Raw genomic sequence first — 21,927 nt, 5'->3', positions numbered from 1 at the left:
CGAAAGCTTAAAAAGCGAGGCGGCTATAATCGCGGGACTGTTTTTTGGTGCACATATGCAATCCACGTCTCATACGTCCCCGCCGCCCGCGCCGCACAAGCGCAAACGCCCGCTCTGGCTCAAGCTCACCCTCGGCTTTGTCGGTCTGATCGTCGCGGGCATTCTGTGCGTGCTGCTGGTGCTCGGTTACGCGCTGGTCGTCGCCACGCCGAATCTGCCCTCGATCGACGCGTTGACCGACTACCGGCCAAAGGTGCCGTTGCGTATCTACACGGCCGACCATGTGCTGATCGGCGAATTCGGCGAAGAGCGGCGCGACATCGTGCATATCCAGGACGTGCCCGATAGTCTGAAGAAGGCGATCCTCGCGATCGAAGACGCGCGCTTCTACGATCACGGCGGCGTCGACCTCACCGGCATCGCGCGCGCCGGCATCGTTGCGCTGACCAACGGCCACGCCACTCAGGGCGCCAGCACGATCACGATGCAGGTGGCGCGCAACTTCTTCCTGTCGAGCGAGAAGACCTACACGCGCAAGATCTACGAGATGCTGCTCGCGTACAAGATCGAGTCGAAGCTGACGAAAAATCAGATTCTCGAGGTGTACATGAATCAGATCTATCTCGGTCAGCGCGCGTATGGTTTCGCCAGCGCGGCACGGGTGTACTTCGGCAAGGACCTGAAGGATCTGACGCTGGCGGAGTCGGCGATGCTGGCCGGTCTGCCGAAGGCGCCATCCGCGTATAACCCGGTGGTCAATCCGAAGCGGGCGAAGGTGCGTCAGGAGTACATCCTGCAGCGCATGTACGAATTGCACTACATCACCCAGGAACAATACGACGAGGCAAGCAGACAGACGCTCGTCGTCAAGGGCGCAGGCAAGGAGTTCAGCGTGCACGCGGAGTACGTCGCGGAAATGGTGCGGCAAATGATGTACGCGCAGTATCGCGAAGAAGCGTACACGCGCGGCCTGAACGTCGTGACCACGATCGACTCGGCCGATCAGGGCGTCGCTTACCGGGCGCTGCGCAAAGGTCTGATGGACTACGAACGCCGTCACGGCTATCGGGGTCCGGAGGCGTTCATCGATCTGCCGTCCGATGCGCAGGACCGCGAGCAGGCGATCGACGACGCGTTGCTCGAACATCCGGACAACGGCGAGATCATCGCCGCTGTCGTCACTGCGGCGAGCCCGAAGCAGGTGCAGGCCACCTTCATCGACGGCAATGTCGCGACCGTCCAGGGCGACGGCCTGCGCTTCGCGCAGTTCGCGCTCGGTGCGCGCGCGCAGCCGAATCAGCGCATACGGCCCGGCGCGATCATCCGGCTCGCGAAGAACGACGACGGCGACTGGTCGATCACGCAATTGCCGCAAGTGGAAGGCGCGTTCGTCTCGGTGATCCCGCAAGACGGCGCGATTCGCGCGCTGGTCGGCGGCTTCGACTTCAACAAGAACAAGTTCAATCACGTGACCCAGGCGTGGCGTCAGCCGGGTTCGAGCTTCAAGCCGTTCATCTATTCGGCGTCGCTCGAAAAGGGACTCGGGCCGGCCACGGTGATCAACGACGCGCCGCTCTTTTTCAGCGCCGCCGAAACCGGCGGCCAGGCGTGGGAGCCGAAGAACTACGGCGGCGGTTTCGATGGTCCGATGACCATGCGCACCGCGCTGCAGAAGTCGAGGAACCTGGTGTCGATTCGCATCCTGAACCATATCGGCACGAAGTACGCGCAGCAATACATCACGCGTTTCGGCTTCGACGCGGAGCGTCATCCGGCTTATCTGCCGATGGCGCTCGGCGCGGGCCTCGTCACGCCGTTGCAGATGGCGGGCGCGTTCTCGGTGTTCGCCAACGGCGGCTACCGGGTCAATCCGTATCTGATCGCCGAAGTCACCGATCAGCGCGGCATCGTGGTCGCGCATGCGCAGCCGCTGGTGGCCACGCAAAGCGCACCGCACGCAATCGAGCCGCGCAATGCGTACGTGATGAACAGTCTGCTGCAGAGCGTCGCGCAGCGCGGCACGGGCGCAAAGAGCAACATGCTCAAGCGCACCGATCTCGCCGGCAAGACGGGCACGACCAACGACTCGCACGACGCGTGGTTCGCCGGATATCAGCACACGCTCGCGGCGATCGCGTGGATCGGCTACGACAACCCGCGCAGTCTCGGCGACAAGGAAACCGGCGGCGGCCTCGCGTTGCCGGTGTGGATCGAGTACATGGGACGCGCGCTCAAAGGCGTGCCGGAGTACAAGATGCCTCAACCCGACGACGTGAACGAAATCGGCTCAGAGCTTTATTTCGACGACTTCACGCCGGGGCACGGTTTCATCGCGACGGTCGGCGTCAGTCAGGCGACGCTGGACGCTGAAGCGAGCGGTGCGGCCGCGGCCGCGGCTGCGGCTGCGCCTCAGCAGATCGGTGAGCAGGAGAAGCAGGACATCATGAATCTGTTCCGCGGACACTGACGCATCGTCGTGATCTGCCAGAAAACACAAAACCGCCGCATTCGATGCGCGGCGGTTTTGTTTTGGGCGGCTAAACCCGGCTTCACGTGGGCGCCCGCCCGAGCATTCAAGCGCGAACGTGCGAGCGAGCGAACCTGCGGCTCTCGCACCCACCCGAGCCGCGGCTTTTATTACGCCTCGAAGTGAACCGGCTCGCCGGCCTGCTGCGTCGCATATTCCGACAGCGCGGCGAAAAACTCGGTGCCGCTGCGGGTATCGCGCCATTCGCCATCGACAAACCGGAAGTGAAAACCACCCGCTTTCGCCGCGATCCAGATCTCGCTCTTCGGCGGCTGAAGGTTGACGATGATCTTCGTGCGGTTCTCGAATTCGAGGGTCAGGACGTTGCCGCTGCGCTCGAGTTCGATGTCGGCGTCGGTGTAGTCGAGACCGCGTTCGATGGCGGCTAGCGCAGCTTCCGCGCGGGTCAGGTAATCACTATCGGACATGCTAAACTCCATCGATTATTTATTCAGGGACAGTCATGCGAGTCGTAACTCGGATGCGCGCGGCGGCGCCCGGCCGCGCGATTGTAGCGGTTTTAACCATTCTCGCAGGTTGTGCACTTGCCGGCTGCGGGCAACGCGGCTCGCTCTATTTGCCCACCGTGCCGCCGCTGCCGGCCCCGCCGGCCTCTCGCACGCAAACGCCGCCGCAAGACGCGCATCCCGCTTCGGAAACCGCCACCGACATGAGCACCGTGCCGGATACCTCGGGCACGCCGCTCTCGCTGGCGCCGGAAAGCGAACTCGCCACGCCACCCGCTTCCGCTGCATCCGGTGCCGCGGCCCCGCTGCCCGCCTCCGCCGTCCCCCCCGTTCAATAAGACTTTCGCATGACTCGACCCGCATTTGACTACGTCGACGGCGTATTGCACGCCGAAGGCGTGTCCGCCGTCTTCCTCGCCGAACAGTTCGGCACGCCGCTGTACGTGTATTCGCGCGCCGCGCTCACCGAAGCCTGGAACGCGTATGCGGGCGCTTGTACCGGCCGTCGCGCGAGCGTGCACGTGGCCGTCAAGGCCAACAGCAATCTCGCGGTGCTGAACGTGTTCGCGCGCCTCGGCGCCGGCTTCGACATCGTGTCGGGCGGCGAACTGGCGCGCGTGCTGGCCGCCGGCGGCAAAGCGGAGAACACTGTATTTTCGGGCGTCGGCAAAAACGCGGACGAGATGCGCGATGCACTCGCGGCCGGCGTCAAATGCTTCAACGTCGAATCGATTCCTGAGCTCGATCGCCTGAATGCGGTTGCTGGGGAAATGGGCAAGAAGGCGCCGGTGTCGTTGCGCGTGAATCCGGACGTCGACGCAAAGACGCACCCGTATATCTCCACCGGACTGAAGTCGAACAAGTTCGGCGTCGCCTTCGAAGACGCGCGCGCCACGTATCAGGCGGCCGCCGCGATGGCGAATCTCGAAGTGGTCGGCATCGACTGCCATATCGGCTCGCAGATCACCGAAGTCGCGCCTTATCTCGACGCGGTCGACAAGGTGCTGGAACTGGTCGAGCAGATCGAACAGGACGGCGTGAAGATTCGCCACATCGACGTGGGCGGCGGTCTCGGCATCACGTACGACGACGAAACCCCGCCGGAGATCGGCGAGTTCGTGCGTACCGTGCTTGAGCGCATCGAAGCGCGCGGTCACGGCCATCGTGAAGTGTATTTCGAGCCGGGCCGTTCGCTGGTCGGCAATGCGGGCGTGCTGCTCACGCGTGTCGAGTTTCTGAAGCCGGGCGCGGAAAAGAATTTTGTCATCGTCGACGCGGCGATGACCGATCTCGCACGCCCCGCGATGTACGAGGCGTACCATGCGATCGACGCGGTCGTTAAGCGCGACGTGCCGGCCCACGTGTACGACGTGGTCGGCCCGGTTTGCGAAAGCGGTGACTGGCTCGGCCGCGAACGCCTGCTGGCGGTCGAACCGGGCGATCTGCTGGCGATTCGCTCGGCCGGCGCATACGGCTTTGTGATGAGTTCCAACTACAACACGCGTCCGCGCGCGGCCGAGGTGATGGTCGATGGTACACAGGTGCATGTGGTCCGCGCGCGCGAAGAGGTCAAGCAGCTGTTTGCGGGTGAAGCGATCTTGCCGGCGTAAACCTTGGCGCCTACGCAGCAACATGAAAAAAGGCGATGCCAGTGAGGCATCGCCTTTTCTCCATTTACGCGCAGTAATCGACGCACAACGAGATCGTCAACGCGCGTTCAACTTCCGCTCACGCAACCAGACGATCAAACGCCACCCGAGTAACGCCACCATGATCGCGCCGTAGATCTTCGGCAACAGCAGGTCGTGCTTGCCCGCCATCATCCACCAGAAGTGCAGGATCGCGAGCGCGCCGATCGCATAGATCGCGCGATGCAGCGTCTGCCAGCGGCGGCCGAGTTTGCGCACCATCGCGCGCGGCGACGTTACGGCCAACGCGATCAGCAGCACGAACGCGGCGAAGCCCACGGTGATGAACGGCCGCTTGCCGATGTCCTTGAGAATAGCCGCCACGTCGAACCACTTGTCGAACCAGAGGTAAGTGGTGAAATGCAGTGTCGCGTAGAAGAACGTGTAGAGCCCGAGCATGCGCCGAAAACGCACGAACGCAGCGACGCCGGTAAGCCGGCGCAACGGCGCCACGGCCAGCGTGATGCAGAGAAAGACGAGCGTCCACAGGCCCGTCGAGCGCGTGATGAACTCGATCGGATTCGCACCGAGCCGGTCGGTCATGCCGAATAACACGATGCGCGCGAGCGGATACCATGCCGCGATAAACACCGCGATTTTGGCCGGCACGATCCAGCGCGCGCCGACGGTGGGCCGCTTTTTCGCCGATGCCGATGCGGACGCTTGCGCGCGCTGCGTCGTGCGTTTGGTCGGGACAACCGGTTGCGTATCCGAAGCCATCATCGCGCCTCAGAAATTCTTCTTCAGATCCATGCCCTGATAAAGCGACGCGACCTGATCGCCGTAACCATTGAACATCAGCGTCTTGCGCTTGGGCGTGAAGAAACCGTCATCGCCGATGCGCCGTTCGGTTGCCTGACTCCAGCGCGGATGATCGACGTTCGGGTTCACGTTCGAAAAGAAACCGTATTCGGTCGACGCATACGTGTTCCAGCTGGTCGGCGGCTGTTTGTCGAGGAAGCGAATCTTCACCAGCGACTTCGCGCTCTTGAAGCCGTATTTCCACGGCACCACGACGCGCACCGGCGCGCCGTTCTGATTGGGCAGCACCTGGCCGTAGAGACCCATGGTCAGCAGCGTCAGCGGATTCATCGCTTCGTCCATGCGCAGACCTTCGGAATACGGCCAGTCGAGCACGGGCGTCGAGAGCCCAGCCATTTGCGACGGATCGGCCAACGTAATGAACTGCACGTATTTGGCATTGCCGGTCGGCTGCACGCGCTTGATCAACTCCGACAACGGCACGCCGATCCACGGAATCACCATCGACCACCCTTCGACGCAACGCAGCCGGTACACGCGCTCTTCGAGCGGCGCGAGCTTGAGCAGTTCGTCGATGTCGTACACCTTCGGATTCCTGATCTCACCCTCGACGCTCACCTTCCACGGATGCGGCCGCAACGTCCCGGCGTTATGCGCGGGATCGGCTTTGTCGGTGCCGAACTCGTAGAAGTTGTTGTACGTGGTGATGTCCTTGTACGGCGTGATCCTGTCGAGCGCGACGAACTTCGCGTTGGCCGTCGCCGCCAGTTTCTGCGCCTTCGGGTCCGGCGACGCATAAGCCGCCAGCGCCTCGCCACTCCCGCCGATCAGACTGCCGAGCGCCACCGCGCCAGCCGCCTGCAACACGCGCCGCCGGTTCTCGAAGACACGCTGCGGCGTGATTTCGCTGCGTGCGATGTCGTCGCCGATGAGTCGCATTCTGTCGCTTCGCTTGACCCACATCGTGCTGCTCCTTGCCGGCCCATCGGTCTGTGCATCTCACGGGGCCATTTTGATAATCGCTCGTCCAGACGCGTCCGGTCATCCATAGGTACCGCCATGACGAACACGTTCGATGCAGCAAATATTCCGTCAGTCATAAAAAAACCGCCGGTGCGAAAGCACGCGGCGGTTCTTGGTCGGTCCAGAGCGGCGGATCCTACAGCTTGCCGTAGCTATGCAGGCCTGACAGGAACATGTTGACGCCGAGGAACGCGAAGGTCGTCACCAGCAGGCCGGTCAGTGCCCACCATGCCGCGACCGCGCCGCGCAGGCCCTTCATCAGACGCATGTGCAGCCAGGCCGCGTAGTTCAGCCAGACGATCAGCGCCCACGTTTCCTTCGGATCCCAGCTCCAGTAGCCGCCCCAGGCTTCCGCGGCCCACAGCGCGCCGAGAATCGTCGCGATCGTGAAGAACGCAAAGCCGACGGCGATCGACTTGTACATCAGGTCGTCGAGCACGTCGAGCGCGGGCAGGCGGTCCGCCAGCACGCCGCGCTCTTTCCCCAGATACGCGACGGCGACCATCGCCGACAGCGCAAAGCTGCCATAGCCGATGAAGTTCGCCGGCACGTGAATCTTCATCCACCAGCTTTGCAGCGCCGGCACCAGCGGCTGGATCTGCTGCGCGTCGCGCGCGACCGAGTACCACATCAGGAAGCCGACTGCGGCGCTGATCACCAGCAGCACGAATGCGCCGAGCGCGCGGGTGTTGTAGTGCTGCTCGTAGTACAGATAGAACAGCGCGGTGATCAGGCTGAACTGCACGAACACTTCGTACAGGTTCGAGATAGGAATATGGCCGACGTCCGCGCCGATCAGGTACGACTCGTACCAGCGCACCATCAGGCCGACGAAGCCCATCACCACCGCGGCCCACGTCATCTTCGAGCCGATCGCCGCGCCGGTCGGCGAGCGCGACAGCAGGCCGATCCAGTAGAACACGGTGGCGAATACGAACAGTGCGCTCATCCACAGAATCGCGGACTGGCTCGACAGGAAATACTTGAGGAGGAACGCGTTATCCGCGCGGCTGAGATCGCCCTGGTAGATCTGGATCGCCAGCAGCGACAGCGCCGCGATTCCCACCATCAGCGGACGCACCGGCTTCCAGCGCCAGCCGAGCACGACGAAGACCGGCACCGCGCACACCAGCACCAGCTTGTCGTAGTAGTCCATGAACGGGTAATAGCGCGACAGCGCGAACCCGGCGCCCGCGACCATCGCGAGGGCGAACAGCCAGTCGACGATGCCGAGCCGTTTCAGAAACGGCCGCTCGTCATATCGCGAGACGTTGAGCGTCTCGCTCGCGAACGCCTTATCGGGCCGCGAGGCTGAAGAAGAGGATGAGGAAACCTGAGTCAAGTCCATGATCTTACCGGGTCGAATCTTGTGAGCTTGCGGACGGCGCGCCGGCATTGCCAGGCTTGCCGCCGGCCTCAACTGCTTCCGCGAGTTTCACGCCCAGCGCGGCGCCTACGGCATCGCGCGTCTGGACGAACTCCTTTTCGAAATCGAGCGTTTTGCGCGCGCTCGACATCGCCATGACGACATTGGTGCCGTGATCGGTATCCTTGAGCCAGAACCAGAGGCGCCGTTCGCGCACGTAGAACATCGAAAAGATGCCCAACACGAGGAGCAGGCTGCCAAGATACACGACTTTTCTGCCCGGCGCGCGCGTCAACTGAAATACCGAAGCTTGCACCTGCTTGAATGAGTCAAGCTGCAAATAGACCGGCGATCCATACAAAAAGCTGTCGGATATCGCGTTGATCGAGCTCTGGATGAAGCGGCTCGCGTCCGCGTTGGCCTGCGCCTCGGGCTCGCCGAGCTTCTGGCGGGACAGCTGCCACAGGTCCCACGTCGCGCCTTCCAGCATGCGCAGCAACAGGCCCGCGGCCTTTTCCTGCTCGCCCTTGGGCACCGAATGGTCGATAAAGCCGGCAATCGCCTGGAAGCCGCCGACCGCCTGGCCGTTCGGCATCTTGATCGTATTATCCGCACCGGCAAAAAGGGTCAGCACGCGCAGCGCGCTTTCCTCGAGATGTTGCTGCAGTTCGGCATTCAAACCCGGCACCGAGCGCAGCGCGAAACGCTGCGCGGCCTGGGCACGCATCGCCGGATCTTCCAGCGTCGCGCGCAGATTCATCCATTCCTTGACCGTGCCGCCGCTGTCGGCGGGAATGCGCAGGTAGCGGAACGGATCGTCCGGATTCAGCCGCATGCCGGCGAGGAACATCTTCTCGCCCGCGACGTCGACCGGCAGCATGTAGTTGTTGTATTCGCGCGCCTGGCCGTCCTTGCCGCGCACCTTGTACTGCACCGAGGGGCCGACGTTGTGCAGATCGAGCGGCTTCGACGTCTTCGCGCCGGAGCCAAGGCGCTCGTCGAACGCTTCTTTCAGCGAGCGATGCACGGCGACGCCGCGGGCATCGGTCTGGCCGTTGCCGTTTGAGACATTTTCGACGTTGATCGCGCGGAAGTCGGTGAATTCGACTGTCTGGCCGTCGGCGAGCGGCGTGGCCGAGTTCAGCGGCGCATCGCCGCCGATCGTGCCGCCGAACGGCGAGGTCTTCGCGCTCGCGCCGGACATCGGGTAGGCGGTCATCTGCATCTGCGAGCCACCGTCCTGGAAGCTCGACTGATAGATCGACACGCCGTCATACGTGAACGGCTTGTTCACCTCGACGCGCGCCGGCACGCGCGCACCCGTCTTGTGATCGACCACGACGATGTCGCTCGCGAACAGCTTCGGCATACCCGTCGAGTAGTAGTCGACGATGAACTTGTTCAGCTCGATCGAGAACGGCAGGTCCTGGATCAGCGAGCCGTCGGGCTGGTTCAGGATCGCGGTCGACACGTGCTGCCCTTCCGGCACCCACGCGTAGCCGCGGAAAGTCGGGTTCGATTGCGACAGGCGATGTTCCGGCGGGATCTCGTTGATCACCGTGTTGGCGCGGATCGGCGACTTGTCGAACAGCCACATTTGCAGCTTGATCGGCAGATTGCTGTCGAGCAGGCCGCCGACGCAGATCACGACAATCGCAAGGTGAGCGGAGATGTAGCCGAACCTGGTCAACGCGCCGCGCTTCGCGGCGATCAGCGTCGCGCCGTCCGACTCACGCGTGACGAATTTATAGCCGAGCCTCGTCGAGAGTTTGGCGAGCACCGCCGAGGTGTGCGCGCGCGTGCCGTGCACCGCGAACTCGCCCTTGTGATGGAACGCGCGCAGGCTGCCTTCGCGGACCTTGTCCTTCCAGCTCTTCGCGTCGGCGATCATCTTCGGCGCATTGCGGATCACGCACAGCGACACCGACACCATCAGGAAGCCGAGAATCAGCATGAACCACCACGAGCTGTACACCGTGTACAGGCTCAGCGAGCGGAAGATGTCCGCCCAGAACGGGCCGAACTGATTGACGTAGTTGGGATACGGATCGTCCTGCGTGAGGACGGTGCCGATGATGCTGGCGATCGACAGAATCACGAGCAGCGCAATGGCGAAACGCATCGAACTCAATACTTCGACGACGCTGCGCACGATGCGATTGCTCGACTTCGACTGCAAACCCGACGTGGTGACGCTCATTCATACTCCGGCTGAACAGCAAAAAAGGGTGAAGGGCTGTCGTACGCACGACGCCCTCACCCTTTTCTTGTTTTGTACCGACCCGCCGGGCCGGTTGCACCTGCGTGCGGACCCTCTTAACGCAAGCCCGCAATGTAATCGGATACAGCCTTGATCTCGCTGTCCGACAGACGCGATGCAATGGCGTGCATCGCCTCGTTGTTGTTGCGTGCGCCAGGACCTTGAGTGAACGCGCTCAGCTGCGCCACCGAGTATTCCGCCCACTGCCCCGACATACGCGGAAACTGTGACGGAATCCCCTGACCGGTCGGCCCATGACAGCTTGCGCATGCCGGCACGCCCTTGTCGGCGATCCCGCCTCGATAAATCTTCTGACCGAGCGCGACGGTATCTTTGTTATGCGCATAGCCGGGCTTCGGGGTCTGTGTCGCGAAAAAAGCAGCGACGTTGACCATGTCCTGCTCGGACAGCGCCGCAGCCATACCCGCCATGATCGCATTGTTGCGCGCGGGCTGCTTGGCGCCCGACTGGATCTTGAAGTCCTGAAGCTGCTTGACGAGATACTCAGGGTGCTGGCCCGCCAGTTTCGGATATGCACCGCCGGCGCTGTTGCCGTCTGCACCGTGACACGACGCGCATACCTGCACTGCGATTGCCTGTCCCCGATTGACGTCCGGCTTTGCCGGATCTGCTGCTCGTGCCTGAATTGCCAAACCTGAAAGACCTGCCGCTACATGAAGCATCATCAGAGTCTTGCTCAGTCGATTCATTCGCACACCCTGTCTCGTCTTGTGGGATTTTAGAGGTTTTGCAAAATACGACGGTGACCGAGTGACCGCCAGGAGCCGCCAAGGCACGCGGGCCGGCCCCCTCAGGTTTTCAGTAAACCATCGTATTGTACAATAACTCGCTAATCCCTAAGACGCCAGTCGGGCTTGACCCGTCCCCACTCCGGGTTCCCCGGCGTCTCGAATCCTGGCCTGATCATGTCCTTCCTGCTCCACCAATCCCGCTTTTTCACGACCGTCAATCACCTGCGCGACCTGCCGGCCACCGCGCAACCCGAGATCGCCTTCGCGGGACGCTCGAACGCGGGCAAGTCGACGGCCATCAATATCCTGTGCAATCAGAAGCGGCTGGCTTTCGCCAGTAAGACGCCGGGACGCACGCAGCACATCAATTATTTTTCGGTGGGCGACGCGGACGAGCCGACCGCGCATCTGGTCGACCTGCCGGGTTACGGCTACGCGGAAGTGCCGGGCGCGGCCAAGGCTCACTGGGAAGCGCTGCTCTCCACGTATCTGCAATCGCGCTCGCAATTGCGCGGCATGATCCTGATGATGGACTCGCGCCGCCCGCTGACCGATCTGGACCGCCGCATGATCGAGTGGTTCGCGCCGACCGGCAAGCCGATCCACACGCTGCTGACCAAATGTGACAAATTGACGCGCCAGGAAAGCGTGAACGCGTTGCGCGCGACGCAGAAAGGTCTGGCTGAATATCGCACCGCCGGCTACCAGGGCGAGCTGACCGCGCAACTGTTCTCGGCGCTCAAGCGCGTCGGGATCGACGAAGCGCACGCGCTGATCGAAAGCTGGCTGATCCCCGATGCGAAGGGAGAAACGGACGCCGCACAGTAAGCGCGGCGGCGTGGCTTCGATCGGGCAAACGCGCCATTTTCGACCGCCCATAAAAAAACCCGCCGCTTAAACGGCGGGTCAAACAGCCTAATCGAAAAAACGACAGGCACCCGCTCAGGGAGGAGAAGCGGGGAGGTCAGCGCAAGGCGCCTTGCTCGATCGGTATGATATACCATTGTCTCGAAAAGTTTCCGGGAGCGGAGGCAGGCGTTACTTGTCCACTCCACACATCCACGATCTTCGATCCGATATGAGCTTCTACCCGCACTACCGTCCACGCCGCATGCGCCGTGACGACTTCTCGCGTCGCCTGATGCGGGAAAACATCCTCACCACCAACGATCTGATCTACCCCGTGTTCATCGTCGAAGGCACCAACGTGCGGCAGGCCGTACCGTCGATGCCGGGCGTCGAGCGCGTGTCGGTCGATCTGCTGATGGGCGTCGCCGAGCAATGCGTTGAACTGGGCGTGCCGGTGCTGTCGCTGTTTCCCGCGATCGAGCCTTCGCTGAAGACGCCCGATGGCCGCGAAGCGACCAACCCGGCCGGTCTGATCCCGCGCGCGGTTCGCGAATTGAAGAAGAACTTCCCCGATTTGGGCGTGCTCACCGATGTCGCGCTCGATCCGTACACGAGCCACGGTCAGGATGGCGTGCTCGACGAAACCGGTTATGTGATCAACGACGAGACCGTCGAGATTCTCGTCGAACAGGCGCGTGCGCAAGCTGAGGCGGGCGTCGACATCGTCGCGCCTTCGGACATGATGGACGGCCGCATCGGCGCGATCCGCGAAATGCTCGAGAGCGAGGATTTTATCCATACGCGCATCATGGCTTACGCGGCCAAATTCGCCTCCGCGTTCTACGGCCCGTTCCGCGACGCTGTCGGTTCCGCGACGAACCTCGGCAAGAGCAACAAGATGACTTACCAGATGGACCCGGCCAATTCGAATGAAGCGCTGCGCGAAGTGCAAGCGGACATCAACGAAGGCGCGGATATGGTGATGGTCAAGCCGGGCATGCCGTATCTGGATATTGTGCGGCGCGTGAAGGACGAGTTCCAGTTCCCGACTTACGTGTACCAGGTCAGCGGCGAATACGCAATGCTGAAGGCGGCCGCGCAAAACGGCTGGCTCGATCACGACAGGGTCATGATGGAATCGCTGCTGGCATTCAAGCGCGCTGGCGCGGATGGCGTGCTGACGTATTTCGCGCTGGATGCCGCGCGGATTTTGCGCTCGCAGAAATAAGCTGACGAGCCGCCTTTTGGGGCGGCTTGGTTACGCCCCCGACGCACCCGCCCGATCCAGCGTACGCAAGAATTTATCCGCGGACTCATAGCCCACGACGCGCAACACTTCCTTGCCGCCCTGATCGAAGAAAATGATCCCCGGCGGCCCGAACAGGCTGAAACGCTTGAGCAGCGCCTGATCGTCAATGTTGTTCGCAGTGACGTCGGCGCGTAGCAGGTTCATCTGCTTCAATTTCGCCTGAACGCGCGGGTCGCTAAAGGTGAGTTTCTCCATCTCCTTGCAGCTGACGCACCAGTCCGCGTAGAAATCAAGCATGGCGGGCTGTGCAGCCGTTTTGACGGCCTGGTCGAGTTCATTCGATGAGCGAACCGGGGCGAACGTCAAATCGCTCCGCGGCGCCGTATCCGGCCCATTGGAGGCATTCGTGACGCCAGCCTCGCCGCCCCGCGCGGCCAACACGGCAAGCGGTCGCAGAGGATCGGAAGATCCCGCAGCCAGACCGACCAGCAGCACCGCTGCCCAGACTGCCAACGCCGCACCGATCCCTCGGCCCAGCCGGCGCCATACGGACGCGCCGACAACCGCTGCCGAGAACAACCCGAGCGAAGCCGCGGCGACCAGCAACCACACCGCGCTTAGCAACATCGTCGCAGCCGCGCCGAGCACCGGCCAGACGATCCACAGCGCCGCCGCTAGCAGCACGACGCCGAAGAACACCTTGACGTCATCCATCCATGCACCCGCGCGCGGAAGCAAGGTGCCGGCCCCAAGACCGACGATCAAGAGCGGCACGCCGAGCCCCAGCCCCATCGAGAACAACGCTGCGCCGCCGAGCACGGCGTCGCCGGTATGCGCGATGAACGCAAGCACGGCAAAAAGCGGAGCGGTCATACAGGCGCCGACCACCAGCGCGGACAGCGCGCCCATCACCGCAACCGCGGCAAACTTGCCGCCGGAGCGCCCGGTCGACGCACGCGAAACACCGTCCTGCCAGCGCTGAGGCAGCGCGATGTCGAAACCGGCGATCAACGTCAGCGCGAAAATCGTCAGCAGGACACCGAACGCGCCGAGTACCCATGGGTTTTGCAGCCAGGCGCCGAGGCTCTGACCGACGAGCGCCGCCGCGACGCCAAGCGCCGTGTATACGAGCGCCATGCCGATCACATACGCCAGCGACAACGCGAAACCGCGCGCACGCGTCACCCGCGCGCCTTCACCGATGATGATCGCCGACAGGATCGGAATCATCGGATACGAGCACGGCAGCAGACTGAGCACGGCGCCGGCGACGAAATAAAGCCCGATGATCGCGAACAAGCCGCCGCGTTGCAGCAGCGACTGCGCATAGTCGGCGCTCGTGGCGCGCTCATACCAGGACTCGTCGGCCGCGGCGGATTGCTGCATAGCCGTAGTGGCTGCCGCGCTGCCGGCGGCCTGCAAGGCCTCGCCGCTCACGTGGTACACGCGCTCCATCGGCGGATAGCAAATGCCCGCATCGGCGCAGCCCTGCGACGTCACCGCCAGATCGAACGGTCCCGCCGCCTGTTTGACCGGGATGCGGATCGTCAGCTCGTTACGGTAAGTCTCGACGTTCTTGTTGAAGGTCTGGTCGAACTTGACGTGGCCAGCCGGCAATTGCGGCTCGCCGATCGTAGCCGTGCCATTGCGGGTCGCGAAAGCGAAACGCTCACGGTACATGTAGTAGCCGTCGGCGATCTTGTACGTCACTGCGACTTCGCCGGGTTTCTCGGTCGCGCTGAATTTGAACGCGACGGCCGGATCCAGGAAGTCGTCCGCGGCGCGGGCAAGCGTGCCGAACTGCGCGAGGATCAAGCAGCCGAGCAGGAAGAACGCGGTGCGCAGCGCATGGCGCGCGCGTCGGTCGAGACCGTTAAACATGGAGAGGACGTTGGGTTTCAGCAGTGATCCACTGGCCGTACGCGGCGGATGCCGTCGCTTGCCACGAGAGGATTTCCGGCGTGTCGTAGGGATGGTGAGCCTGAATGTACTGCTCAAGCTCCAGCGCGCGGGCGGCGCTCGTCTTGAACAGCAACTGGATTTCCTGCGCGGCTTCGATCGTGCCCTGCCAGTGATAGCTCGACTGCACGCTGCCTAGCTGTGTGACGCAGGCACATAAGCGCGCGGCCAGCGCATCCGCGGCGAGCTTCTGAGCGACGGCCGCATCCGGTACCGTGGTCAGAATCAAGGTCACATTTACACTCACAAAAAAACTCCGGCAATGCACGATTCAGGTGCCGATATGGTATCACCTAGCCCTGTGACGCCGCAGACGGTGGCGCAGCATGCGTACGGCATTGGGAATTGGCCACTGCGAACGGCTGTCGCAGCGAATGACCCGCCACAAACAAAAAAGCCAGGCTATGCGCCTGGCTTTTTTCGATGCCCAAAAGCTTACTCAGCTTCTTGCACTTCAACTTCTTCAACTTCCGGACGGTCGAGCAGTTCGACCAGTGCCATCGGTGCATTGTCGCCAACGCGGAAGCCGAACTTCAGGACGCGCAGGTAGCCGCCCGGACGGGTAGCGTAACGCGGGCCGAGAACTTCGAACAGCTTCGTGACCGAGTCACGATCGCGCAGGCGGTTGAACGCCAGACGACGATTTGCCAGCGACGGCTTCTTGCCGAGCGTGATCAGCGGCTCGACGACTTTACGGAGTTCTTTCGCCTTCGGCAGCGTGGTCTTGATGACTTCGTGCTCGATCAGCGAGTTGGACATATTACGGAGCATTGCCAGACGGTGGCTGCTCGTGCGGTTCAGTTTCCGCAGACCATGACGGTGACGCATGTTAATTCCTTCGATTCAAAGTTTTGGTCCAGCTCTTCTATCGCACTCGATCTACCTGAAAGTAGTGAGCGCACGGGCCGGTAGTGAAAAAAGACAAGACGCGGATTTTAAAGGAAAATCCGCGTCTTTGCCAGTGCAGCGGCGGGTTCTGTCCCGGTATTACTTGTCGAGACCAGCCGGCGGCCAGTTTTCGAGCTTCATGCCGAGCGTCAAACCACGCGACGCCAATACTTCCTTGATTTCGTTCAGCGACTTGCGGCCCAGATTCGGCGTCTTGAGCAGCTCGTTCTCCGTGCGCTGGATCAGGTCGCCGATGTAGTAGATGTTCTCGGCCTTCAGGCAGTTCGCGGAACGAACCGTCAGTTCGAGATCATCGACCGGACGCAGCAGGATCGGATCGATCTGCGGCGCACGCGACGGCGCTTCCGCCGTTGCTTCGGTGCCTTCCAGTGCCGCGAACACCGACAGTTGATCGACCAGAATACGAGCCGATTGACGGATCGCTTCTTCCGGCGAGATCACACCGTTGGTTTCGATGTTCATCACGAGCTTGTCGAGGTCGGTACGCTGTTCGACGCGAGCGCTTTCAACGGCGTAGCTCACGCGGCGAACCGGCGAGAACGACGCATCCAGCACGATACGGCCGATGATCTTGGCCGACTCTTCGCCATAACGACGCACATTGCCCGGCACATAGCCGCGGCCCTTTTCGACCTTGATCTGCACGTCGAGCTTGCCGCCCTTCGACAGATGCGCAATCACGTGATCCGGGTTGATCACTTCGCAATCGTGCGCGAGTTCGATGTCGCCAGCGGTGACAACGCCTTCGCCGTCCTTGCGCAGCGTAACCGTGACTTCATCACGGTTATGCAGCTTGAACACGACGCCTTTCAGGTTCAACAACAGGTTGACCACATCCTCTTGCACACCGTCGAGCGTCGAGTATTCATGTACGACGCCTGCGATCGTCACTTCGGTCGGCGCGTAGCCGACCATCGACGACAGCAGCACGCGCCGGAGCGCGTTACCCAAGGTGTGGCCATAACCGCGTTCAAACGGTTCCATGACCACTTTCGCGTGGCTCTCGCCAAGCGATTCAACTGCGATGATCTTGGGCTTCAACAAACTGGTTTGCATAGGTTTTCCTTTACAATACCCTCGGCTCGTTACACCGATAAGGCTGACCGGTAACAACCTGAAAATAAACAGCCGAGACGCCCCCTTGCGCAACGCAATCGGGGTGCCCCGGCCGTTAATCCGATTACCGTGAATACAATTCGACGATCAGGCTTTCGTTGATATCGCCAGCGATGTCGCTGCGTTCCGGCTTCGACTTGAACGTGCCTTCGAACTTCTTCGAATCGACAGCGACCCAGCTCGGCAGACCGCCTTGCTCAGCCAGCGACAGCGCTTCGAGAATACGCGCTTGCTTCTTCTTCTGTTCGCGCACTGCGACAACGTCGCCTGCCTTCACCTGCATCGACGGGATGTTCGACACGACGCCGTTCACCATGATCGCCTTGTGGCTCACGAGCTGACGTGCTTCAGCGCGCGTCGAGCCGAAGCCCATGCGATACACGACGTTGTCCAGACGCGATTCGAGCAACTGCAGCAGGTTTTCACCCGTGTTGCCCTTCAGGCGGTCGGCTTCAGCGAAGTAACGGCGGAATTGACGCTCGAGCACACCGTAGATGCGCTTCACTTTTTGCTTTTCGCGCAGCTGCGTGCCGTAGTCGGACGTACGTGCACCCGAGGTGCGGCCATGCTGGCCAGGCTTGCTGTCAAGCTTGCACTTGTCAGCGAGCGAACGACGGGCGCTCTTCAGGAAGAGGTCAGTGCCTTCACGGCGGGACAGCTTGGCCTTAGGGCCGATATAACGTGCCACGTTGATTCCTTCTATGATTAATCACGCAAGTGCATGCACTCGCGCTAGTCCGAACCCTTTGGGTCGAACGGTGGGCTTAGTCAATTCAATAGCGCAAGCAGCCTGCCGCCGCGCGGGGCGGCAACAGGCGCTAGCAAAACCGGCGTCTTAGATACGACGACGCTTCGGCGGACGGCAGCCGTTGTGCGGGACCGGGGTCACGTCGGAGATCGCGGTGATCTTGATGCCAAGACCATGCAGCGCGCGCACCGCCGACTCACGGCCAGGACCGGGGCCCTTGATCCGCACTTCGAGGTTCTTGACGCCGTATTCCATCGCCACGCGGCCTGCCGATTCGGCTGCCACCTGAGCTGCAAACGGGGTCGATTTACGCGAACCCTTGAAGCCCTGACCACCCGACGTTGCCCAGGCAAGTGCATTGCCTTGACGATCGGTGATCGTGATGATGGTGTTGTTGAACGACGCGTGAACGTGAACCACGCCCTCGGCGACGTTCTTCTTGACCTTCTTGCGAACGCGTTGCGCCGCGGAGTTGTTCGAAGCCTTAGCCATTACGTTTTCCTGTAACTGTCAGTTCCGCTTACTTCTTCAGCGATTGCGCTGCACGACGCGGACCCTTGCGCGTACGGGCATTCGTACGCGTACGTTGGCCGCGCAGGGGCAAGCCCTTACGATGCCGCACGCCACGGTAGCAGCCGAGATCCATCAGGCGCTTGATGTTCATCGTCGTTTCACGGCGCAGATCGCCTTCAACGATGAACTTGCCGACTTCTTCACGCAGCTTTTCGAGGTCTGCGTCGTTCAGGTCTTTGACCTTCTTCGAAAATGCCACACCAGCAGCGACGCAAATGTCGCGCGAGCGCGTGCGGCCGATACCGTAAATAGCCGTGAGGCCGATTTCAGTATGCTGGTGATTCGGGATGTTAACCCCTGCGATACGAGCCATTGTTTTTCCTCAAACAAAAAGCGCAAGCAAAAGCGCGGCGTTCAGCCTTGACGCTGTTTGTGGCGCGGATCAGAGCTGCAAATCACGCGCACAACGCCTTTGCGCTTGATGATCTTGCAATTGCGGCAAATGCGCTTAACCGATGCCATCACTTTCATGATATTACCCTTTTTTCAAATCACTTCGCCCGGAACACGATCCGCGCACGCGACAGATCGTAAGGCGTCAATTCAACCGTCACCTTGTCGCCCGGCAAGATTCGGATGTAGTGCATCCGCATCTTCCCGGATATGTGTCCCAATACGACATGGCCGTTTTCCAGCTTCACCCTGAAGGTAGCGTTAGGCAGGTTTTCGATGACTTCACCCTGCATCTGGATAACATCGTCTTTGGCCATAAGTCCTTTCAACGCATCGGGACGCCGCCGCCTTTGAAATTAGCTTTCTTCAGCAGCGATTCATACTGTTGCGACATAACGTACGACTGCACCTGCGCCATGAAATCCATTGTGACGACGACAATGATCAGCAGCGACGTTCCACCAAAATAAAACGGCACGTTCCAGCGCAGCACCAGAAATTCGGGCAGCAGACAAACAAACACGATGTAGATCGCACCGGCCAGCGTCAAACGCGTAAGGATACGGTCGATATATCGCGCCGTTTGGTCGCCCGGGCGGATGCCTGGGACGAAAGCGCCACTCTTTTTCAGGTTGTCGGCCGTTTCCCTGCTGTTGAACACCAGTGCGGTGTAGAAGAAGCAGAAGAAAACGATCGCCAACGCGTACAGCAACACGTACACGGGTTGACCGGGCTTGAGAGCTTCGGCCACGTTGTGCAACGTGTCTGCGAACCAGCTGGTACGCGACCCCGAACTAAACCAGTTCAGGATGGTTGCCGGGAAGAGAATGATCGACGATGCAAAGATCGGCGGAATCACACCCGACATGTTCAGCTTCAGCGGCAGATGCGAAGACTGTCCGCCGTAAATCTTGTTACCGACTTGCCGCTTGGCGTAGTTCACCAGAATCTTGCGCTGGCCGCGTTCGATGAACACCACCAGATACGTCACAGCAGCAATCAGCGCGACCACGATAATCGCCGAGATGATGCTCATCGAGCCGGTTCGCACCAGTTCGAAAAGACCACCGATGGCGTTCGGGAAACCCGCCGCAATACCGCCGAAAATGATGATCGAGATACCGTTGCCAAGCCCGCGCTCCGTGATCTGCTCACCCAGCCACATCAGGAACATCGTGCCGGTCACCAGCGTCACGACCGTCGTCAACCGAAACACCATCCCGGGATCGATCACCAGGCCCGGCTGATTTTCCAGTGCGACAGCGATGCCGAACGCCTGGAACGTCGCCAGCAGGACCGTAAAGACACGCGTGTACTGCGTAATCTTCCGTTGACCCGCCTGCCCTTCCTTTTTCAGCGCTTCCAGCTGCGGCGAGACAATCGCCAGCAACTGCATGATGATCGACGCCGAAATGTACGGCATGATCCCCAGCGCAAAAATCGTGAACCGCGAAAGTGCGCCACCCGAAAACATGTTGAACATGCCAAGGATGCCGCCCGACTGGCTTTGGAACAACTTTGCCAGCTGGTCCGGGTCAATACCCGGCACCGGAATGTGCGCGCCGATACGATAGACGATCAGCGCCAGCAGCAGGAACACTGCACGCCGACGCAGATCGCCGAACTTCGCCGCGCTGCGACCGGGTTTTGCGAGACTCGGGCTGTTAGCCAAGTACCTTCTCCGATGCAAATGCTAGTGACGGCAAATAACTTGCGCGTTACTCGGCAAAAGAGCCGCCGGCTGCTTCGATAGCAGCGCGCGCACCCTTCGTCGCACCCAGACCCTTCACAACGACCTTGCGCTTGAGCTCGCCCGTCGCGATGATCTTGGCGCTCTTGATCAGCTCGCCGACCAGGCCGGCTTGCTTCAGAGCCAGCAGATCGATTTCGTCGACCGGCAGCTTTTCCAGATCCGAGAGACGCACTTCACCGACGAATTCCTTCGTCAGCGAGGTGAAGCCACGCTTCGGCAGGCGACGTTGCAGCGGCATTTGACCGCCTTCGAAGCCAACCTTGTGAAAGCCGCCCGAACGCGACTTCTGACCCTTGTGACCACGGCCAGCGGTCTTGCCGAGGCCGGAGCCGATGCCGCGACCAACGCGACGCTTTGCGTGCTTCGCGCCTTCTGCCGGCTTCAGGTTATTCAATTCCATTATCAACTCCTTGAGTCCTGGTCAGCCGCTTAGCTGATGACCTTAACGAGGTACGAAACCTTGTTGATCATCCCGCGCACAGCCGGCGTGTCCTGCAACTCGCTAACCGAGTTGAGTCGGCGCAGGCCCAAGCCACGCACCGTAGCACGGTGCGTTTCGCGGGTGCCGATCAGGCTCTTGACGAGCTGGACCTTGACAGTTTTATCAGACATGGTGTCCACCTTAGCCCAGAATATCTTCGACGGACTTGCCGCGCTTCGCCGCGATGTCACCCGGCGTCGACTGCTTGCGCAGACCGTCGAGCGTTGCACGAACGAGGTTGTACGGGTTCGTCGAACCGTGGCTCTTGGCCACAACGTTCTGCACGCCCATCACGTCGAACACTGCGCGCATCGGGCCGCCAGCGATCACGCCGGTACCGTCCTTGGCCGGAGCCAGGAGGACCATCGATGCGCCGTGCTTACCGTGCACTTCGTGTTGCAGAGTACCGTTCTTCAGCGGCACCTTGAACATGTTGCGGCGAGCCTGTTCCATCGCCTTCTGAACAGCGACCGGCACTTCCTTCGCCTTGCCCTTGCCCATACCGACGCGGCCATCACCGTCGCCAACCACGGTCAGTGCGGCGAAACCGAGAATCCGACCACCCTTCACGACCTTGGTCACGCGGTTGACCGAAATCATTTTTTCACGAAGGCCGTCGTCGCGTTCGTCAGCCTGAACTTTCGCTTGCATCTTTGCCATGACGAATTCTTCCCTTAGAACTTGAGTCCGGCTTCGCGCGCCGCATCAGCCAGCGCTTTCACGCGGCCGTGGTAACGGAAACCCGAACGGTCGAAGGCGACGGATTCGATGCCGGCAGCCTTAGCCTTTTCTGCGATGCGCTTACCGATCAGGGTCGCTGCAGCGACGTTGCCGCCCTTGCCCGTCTGATCAGCCAGTTGCGCACGCACTTCGGCTTCGAGCGTCGACGCGCTGGCGAGCACCTTGGTGCCGCACGGCGAGAACACTTGCGCATAGATGTGCGTGTTCGTGCGGTGCACGGCGAGACGCGCGACCTGCAGCTCAGCGATCTTGATACGCGTCTGACGAGCGCGGCGCAGGCGAGATTGAGTCTTATCCATGATTGCGCACCC

Annotated in this window: 25 protein-coding genes; 5 read left to right on the top strand and 20 right to left on the bottom strand. The window is 61.5% G+C overall.

Translation table 11 applies throughout. From position 1 onward, the window contains the following. Positions 1 to 55 precede the first annotated feature (55 nt). Entirely contained in the window at positions 56 to 2,467 is a 2,412-nt protein-coding gene (locus tag HV744_RS19845; RefSeq protein ID WP_175151128.1) for a penicillin-binding protein 1A, read from the top strand. A 170-nt stretch (positions 2,468 to 2,637) separates the two neighbouring features. Here HV744_RS19845 and cyaY read toward each other — a convergent pair whose 3' ends face one another. After that, positions 2,638 to 2,955 carry an iron donor protein CyaY gene (gene cyaY, locus HV744_RS19840; protein WP_175151127.1) on the bottom strand — a complete coding sequence of 106 codons (318 nt, stop codon included), beginning with the start codon at positions 2,953 to 2,955 and terminating at the stop codon, positions 2,638 to 2,640. Between the two features lie 35 nt (positions 2,956 to 2,990). Here cyaY and lptM point away from each other — a divergent pair, with 35 nt between their 5' ends. Both lptM and lysA read left to right on the top strand, forming a co-directional pair. Next, a complete protein-coding gene (gene lptM, locus HV744_RS19835) occupies positions 2,991 to 3,332 on the top strand; it encodes an LPS translocon maturation chaperone LptM (RefSeq protein WP_175151126.1) in 342 nt (113 codons plus the stop codon). Positions 3,333 to 3,341: 9 nt separating this feature from the next. Further along, the gene (gene lysA / locus HV744_RS19830) at positions 3,342 to 4,604 is read left to right on the top strand and encodes a diaminopimelate decarboxylase (protein WP_175151125.1); all 1,263 of its coding nucleotides are present in this window, start codon (positions 3,342 to 3,344) and stop codon (positions 4,602 to 4,604) included. Between the two features lie 96 nt (positions 4,605 to 4,700). On the opposite strand, the gene msrQ is transcribed toward lysA, so the two are convergent. From msrQ to HV744_RS19805, 5 genes are all read right to left on the bottom strand, one after another. Beyond that, positions 4,701 to 5,402, bottom strand: coding sequence for a protein-methionine-sulfoxide reductase heme-binding subunit MsrQ (gene msrQ, locus HV744_RS19825; RefSeq protein ID WP_175151229.1), 702 nt, complete (start codon positions 5,400 to 5,402; stop codon positions 4,701 to 4,703). 9 nt (positions 5,403 to 5,411) lie between these two features. Next, positions 5,412 to 6,407, bottom strand: coding sequence for a protein-methionine-sulfoxide reductase catalytic subunit MsrP (gene msrP / locus HV744_RS19820; protein ID WP_175151124.1), 996 nt, complete (start codon positions 6,405 to 6,407; stop codon positions 5,412 to 5,414). Positions 6,408 to 6,603: 196 nt separating this feature from the next. Continuing rightward, complete coding sequence (ccsB, locus tag HV744_RS19815) at positions 6,604 to 7,815, bottom strand: c-type cytochrome biogenesis protein CcsB (protein WP_175151123.1); 1,212 nt, start codon at positions 7,813 to 7,815, stop codon at positions 6,604 to 6,606. 4 nt (positions 7,816 to 7,819) lie between these two features. Further along, entirely contained in the window at positions 7,820 to 10,033 is a 2,214-nt protein-coding gene (locus tag HV744_RS19810; RefSeq protein ID WP_175151122.1) for a cytochrome c biogenesis protein ResB, read from the bottom strand. A gap of 116 nt (positions 10,034 to 10,149) precedes the next feature. Continuing rightward, entirely contained in the window at positions 10,150 to 10,803 is a 654-nt protein-coding gene (locus HV744_RS19805; RefSeq protein WP_175151228.1) for a c-type cytochrome, read from the bottom strand. Positions 10,804 to 11,019: 216 nt separating this feature from the next. Between HV744_RS19805 and yihA the strand changes: the two genes are divergently transcribed. Together yihA and hemB are read left to right on the top strand one after the other, a co-directional pair. After that, a complete protein-coding gene (gene yihA, locus HV744_RS19800; protein WP_175151121.1) occupies positions 11,020 to 11,673 on the top strand; it encodes a ribosome biogenesis GTP-binding protein YihA/YsxC in 654 nt (217 codons plus the stop codon). A gap of 250 nt (positions 11,674 to 11,923) precedes the next feature. Next, positions 11,924 to 12,922 (top strand): porphobilinogen synthase, encoded by a 999-nt coding sequence (gene hemB, locus HV744_RS19795; protein WP_175151120.1) that lies wholly within the window; start codon positions 11,924 to 11,926, stop codon positions 12,920 to 12,922. 30 nt (positions 12,923 to 12,952) lie between these two features. Here the strand turns inward: hemB and dsbD are convergent, their stop codons facing one another. The 14 genes from dsbD to rplR all read right to left on the bottom strand — a co-directional run bounded on the left by dsbD (position 12,953) and on the right by rplR (position 21,915). After that, positions 12,953 to 14,824 (bottom strand): protein-disulfide reductase DsbD, encoded by a 1,872-nt coding sequence (gene dsbD, locus HV744_RS19790; protein ID WP_175151119.1) that lies wholly within the window; start codon positions 14,822 to 14,824, stop codon positions 12,953 to 12,955. Next, complete coding sequence (gene cutA, locus HV744_RS19785) at positions 14,817 to 15,149, bottom strand: divalent-cation tolerance protein CutA (protein ID WP_175151118.1); 333 nt, start codon at positions 15,147 to 15,149, stop codon at positions 14,817 to 14,819. Before cutA ends, dsbD begins: the two co-directional genes overlap by 8 nt. Before the next feature lie 188 nt (positions 15,150 to 15,337). Continuing rightward, positions 15,338 to 15,730, bottom strand: coding sequence for a 50S ribosomal protein L17 (gene rplQ / locus HV744_RS19780; protein WP_006052227.1), 393 nt, complete (start codon positions 15,728 to 15,730; stop codon positions 15,338 to 15,340). A gap of 159 nt (positions 15,731 to 15,889) precedes the next feature. Continuing rightward, positions 15,890 to 16,867: a DNA-directed RNA polymerase subunit alpha gene (locus HV744_RS19775; RefSeq protein WP_042329254.1), complete on the bottom strand. Its 978-nt coding sequence runs from the start codon at positions 16,865 to 16,867 to the stop codon at positions 15,890 to 15,892. A gap of 124 nt (positions 16,868 to 16,991) precedes the next feature. After that, positions 16,992 to 17,615, bottom strand: coding sequence for a 30S ribosomal protein S4 (gene rpsD / locus HV744_RS19770; RefSeq protein WP_121315894.1), 624 nt, complete (start codon positions 17,613 to 17,615; stop codon positions 16,992 to 16,994). A gap of 147 nt (positions 17,616 to 17,762) precedes the next feature. Beyond that, positions 17,763 to 18,167 (bottom strand): 30S ribosomal protein S11, encoded by a 405-nt coding sequence (gene rpsK / locus HV744_RS19765; protein WP_006052224.1) that lies wholly within the window; start codon positions 18,165 to 18,167, stop codon positions 17,763 to 17,765. A 28-nt stretch (positions 18,168 to 18,195) separates the two neighbouring features. Continuing rightward, complete coding sequence (gene rpsM / locus HV744_RS19760; protein ID WP_006052223.1) at positions 18,196 to 18,561, bottom strand: 30S ribosomal protein S13; 366 nt, start codon at positions 18,559 to 18,561, stop codon at positions 18,196 to 18,198. A 41-nt stretch (positions 18,562 to 18,602) separates the two neighbouring features. Beyond that, positions 18,603 to 18,719 (bottom strand): 50S ribosomal protein L36, encoded by a 117-nt coding sequence (gene rpmJ / locus HV744_RS19755; RefSeq protein WP_004199844.1) that lies wholly within the window; start codon positions 18,717 to 18,719, stop codon positions 18,603 to 18,605. A 20-nt stretch (positions 18,720 to 18,739) separates the two neighbouring features. Then, positions 18,740 to 18,958 carry a translation initiation factor IF-1 gene (infA, locus tag HV744_RS19750; protein ID WP_004521905.1) on the bottom strand — a complete coding sequence of 73 codons (219 nt, stop codon included), beginning with the start codon at positions 18,956 to 18,958 and terminating at the stop codon, positions 18,740 to 18,742. Positions 18,959 to 18,966: 8 nt separating this feature from the next. Continuing rightward, positions 18,967 to 20,313 (bottom strand): preprotein translocase subunit SecY, encoded by a 1,347-nt coding sequence (secY, locus tag HV744_RS19745; protein ID WP_028199573.1) that lies wholly within the window; start codon positions 20,311 to 20,313, stop codon positions 18,967 to 18,969. A gap of 46 nt (positions 20,314 to 20,359) precedes the next feature. After that, entirely contained in the window at positions 20,360 to 20,794 is a 435-nt protein-coding gene (rplO, locus tag HV744_RS19740) for a 50S ribosomal protein L15 (RefSeq protein ID WP_011490050.1), read from the bottom strand. A gap of 29 nt (positions 20,795 to 20,823) precedes the next feature. Beyond that, positions 20,824 to 21,006, bottom strand: a complete 183-nt coding sequence (gene rpmD, locus HV744_RS19735; RefSeq protein ID WP_007180126.1) for a 50S ribosomal protein L30 — start codon at positions 21,004 to 21,006, stop codon at positions 20,824 to 20,826. 10 nt (positions 21,007 to 21,016) lie between these two features. Further along, a complete protein-coding gene (gene rpsE / locus HV744_RS19730) occupies positions 21,017 to 21,535 on the bottom strand; it encodes a 30S ribosomal protein S5 (protein WP_006052219.1) in 519 nt (172 codons plus the stop codon). A gap of 14 nt (positions 21,536 to 21,549) precedes the next feature. Then, complete coding sequence (gene rplR / locus HV744_RS19725) at positions 21,550 to 21,915, bottom strand: 50S ribosomal protein L18 (protein WP_006052218.1); 366 nt, start codon at positions 21,913 to 21,915, stop codon at positions 21,550 to 21,552. Positions 21,916 to 21,927: the final 12 nt, after the last annotated feature.

The organism is Paraburkholderia ultramafica, assembly GCF_902859915.1.
GTDB classification, from domain to species: Bacteria; Pseudomonadota; Gammaproteobacteria; order Burkholderiales; family Burkholderiaceae; genus Paraburkholderia; species Paraburkholderia ultramafica.
This window is presented reverse-complemented; position numbering and strand designations above follow the sequence as displayed.

Bases quoted from the DNA above. Each gene is read 5' to 3' on its own strand.
- HV744_RS19845 (WP_175151128.1), top strand. From the start codon at position 56: ATGCAATCCACGTCTCATACGTCCCCGCCGCCCGCGCCGCACAAGCGC.
- cyaY (WP_175151127.1), bottom strand. From the start codon at position 2,955: ATGTCCGATAGTGATTACCTGACCCGCGCGGAAGCTGCGCTAGCCGCC.
- lptM (WP_175151126.1), top strand. From the start codon at position 2,991: ATGCGAGTCGTAACTCGGATGCGCGCGGCGGCGCCCGGCCGCGCGATT.
- lysA (WP_175151125.1), top strand. From the start codon at position 3,342: ATGACTCGACCCGCATTTGACTACGTCGACGGCGTATTGCACGCCGAA.
- msrQ (WP_175151229.1), bottom strand. From the start codon at position 5,402: ATGGCTTCGGATACGCAACCGGTTGTCCCGACCAAACGCACGACGCAG.
- msrP (WP_175151124.1), bottom strand. From the start codon at position 6,407: ATGTGGGTCAAGCGAAGCGACAGAATGCGACTCATCGGCGACGACATC.
- ccsB (WP_175151123.1), bottom strand. From the start codon at position 7,815: ATGGACTTGACTCAGGTTTCCTCATCCTCTTCTTCAGCCTCGCGGCCC.
- HV744_RS19810 (WP_175151122.1), bottom strand. From the start codon at position 10,033: ATGAGCGTCACCACGTCGGGTTTGCAGTCGAAGTCGAGCAATCGCATC.
- HV744_RS19805 (WP_175151228.1), bottom strand. From the start codon at position 10,803: ATGAATCGACTGAGCAAGACTCTGATGATGCTTCATGTAGCGGCAGGT.
- yihA (WP_175151121.1), top strand. From the start codon at position 11,020: ATGTCCTTCCTGCTCCACCAATCCCGCTTTTTCACGACCGTCAATCAC.
- hemB (WP_175151120.1), top strand. From the start codon at position 11,924: ATGAGCTTCTACCCGCACTACCGTCCACGCCGCATGCGCCGTGACGAC.
- dsbD (WP_175151119.1), bottom strand. From the start codon at position 14,824: ATGTTTAACGGTCTCGACCGACGCGCGCGCCATGCGCTGCGCACCGCG.
- rplQ (WP_006052227.1), bottom strand. From the start codon at position 15,730: ATGCGTCACCGTCATGGTCTGCGGAAACTGAACCGCACGAGCAGCCAC.
- HV744_RS19775 (WP_042329254.1), bottom strand. From the start codon at position 16,867: ATGCAAACCAGTTTGTTGAAGCCCAAGATCATCGCAGTTGAATCGCTT.
- rpsK (WP_006052224.1), bottom strand. From the start codon at position 18,167: ATGGCTAAGGCTTCGAACAACTCCGCGGCGCAACGCGTTCGCAAGAAG.
- rpsM (WP_006052223.1), bottom strand. From the start codon at position 18,561: ATGGCTCGTATCGCAGGGGTTAACATCCCGAATCACCAGCATACTGAA.
- rpmJ (WP_004199844.1), bottom strand. From the start codon at position 18,719: ATGAAAGTGATGGCATCGGTTAAGCGCATTTGCCGCAATTGCAAGATC.
- infA (WP_004521905.1), bottom strand. From the start codon at position 18,958: ATGGCCAAAGACGATGTTATCCAGATGCAGGGTGAAGTCATCGAAAAC.
- rplO (WP_011490050.1), bottom strand. From the start codon at position 20,794: ATGGAATTGAATAACCTGAAGCCGGCAGAAGGCGCGAAGCACGCAAAG.
- rpmD (WP_007180126.1), bottom strand. From the start codon at position 21,006: ATGTCTGATAAAACTGTCAAGGTCCAGCTCGTCAAGAGCCTGATCGGC.
- rpsE (WP_006052219.1), bottom strand. From the start codon at position 21,535: ATGGCAAAGATGCAAGCGAAAGTTCAGGCTGACGAACGCGACGACGGC.
- rplR (WP_006052218.1), bottom strand. From the start codon at position 21,915: ATGGATAAGACTCAATCTCGCCTGCGCCGCGCTCGTCAGACGCGTATC.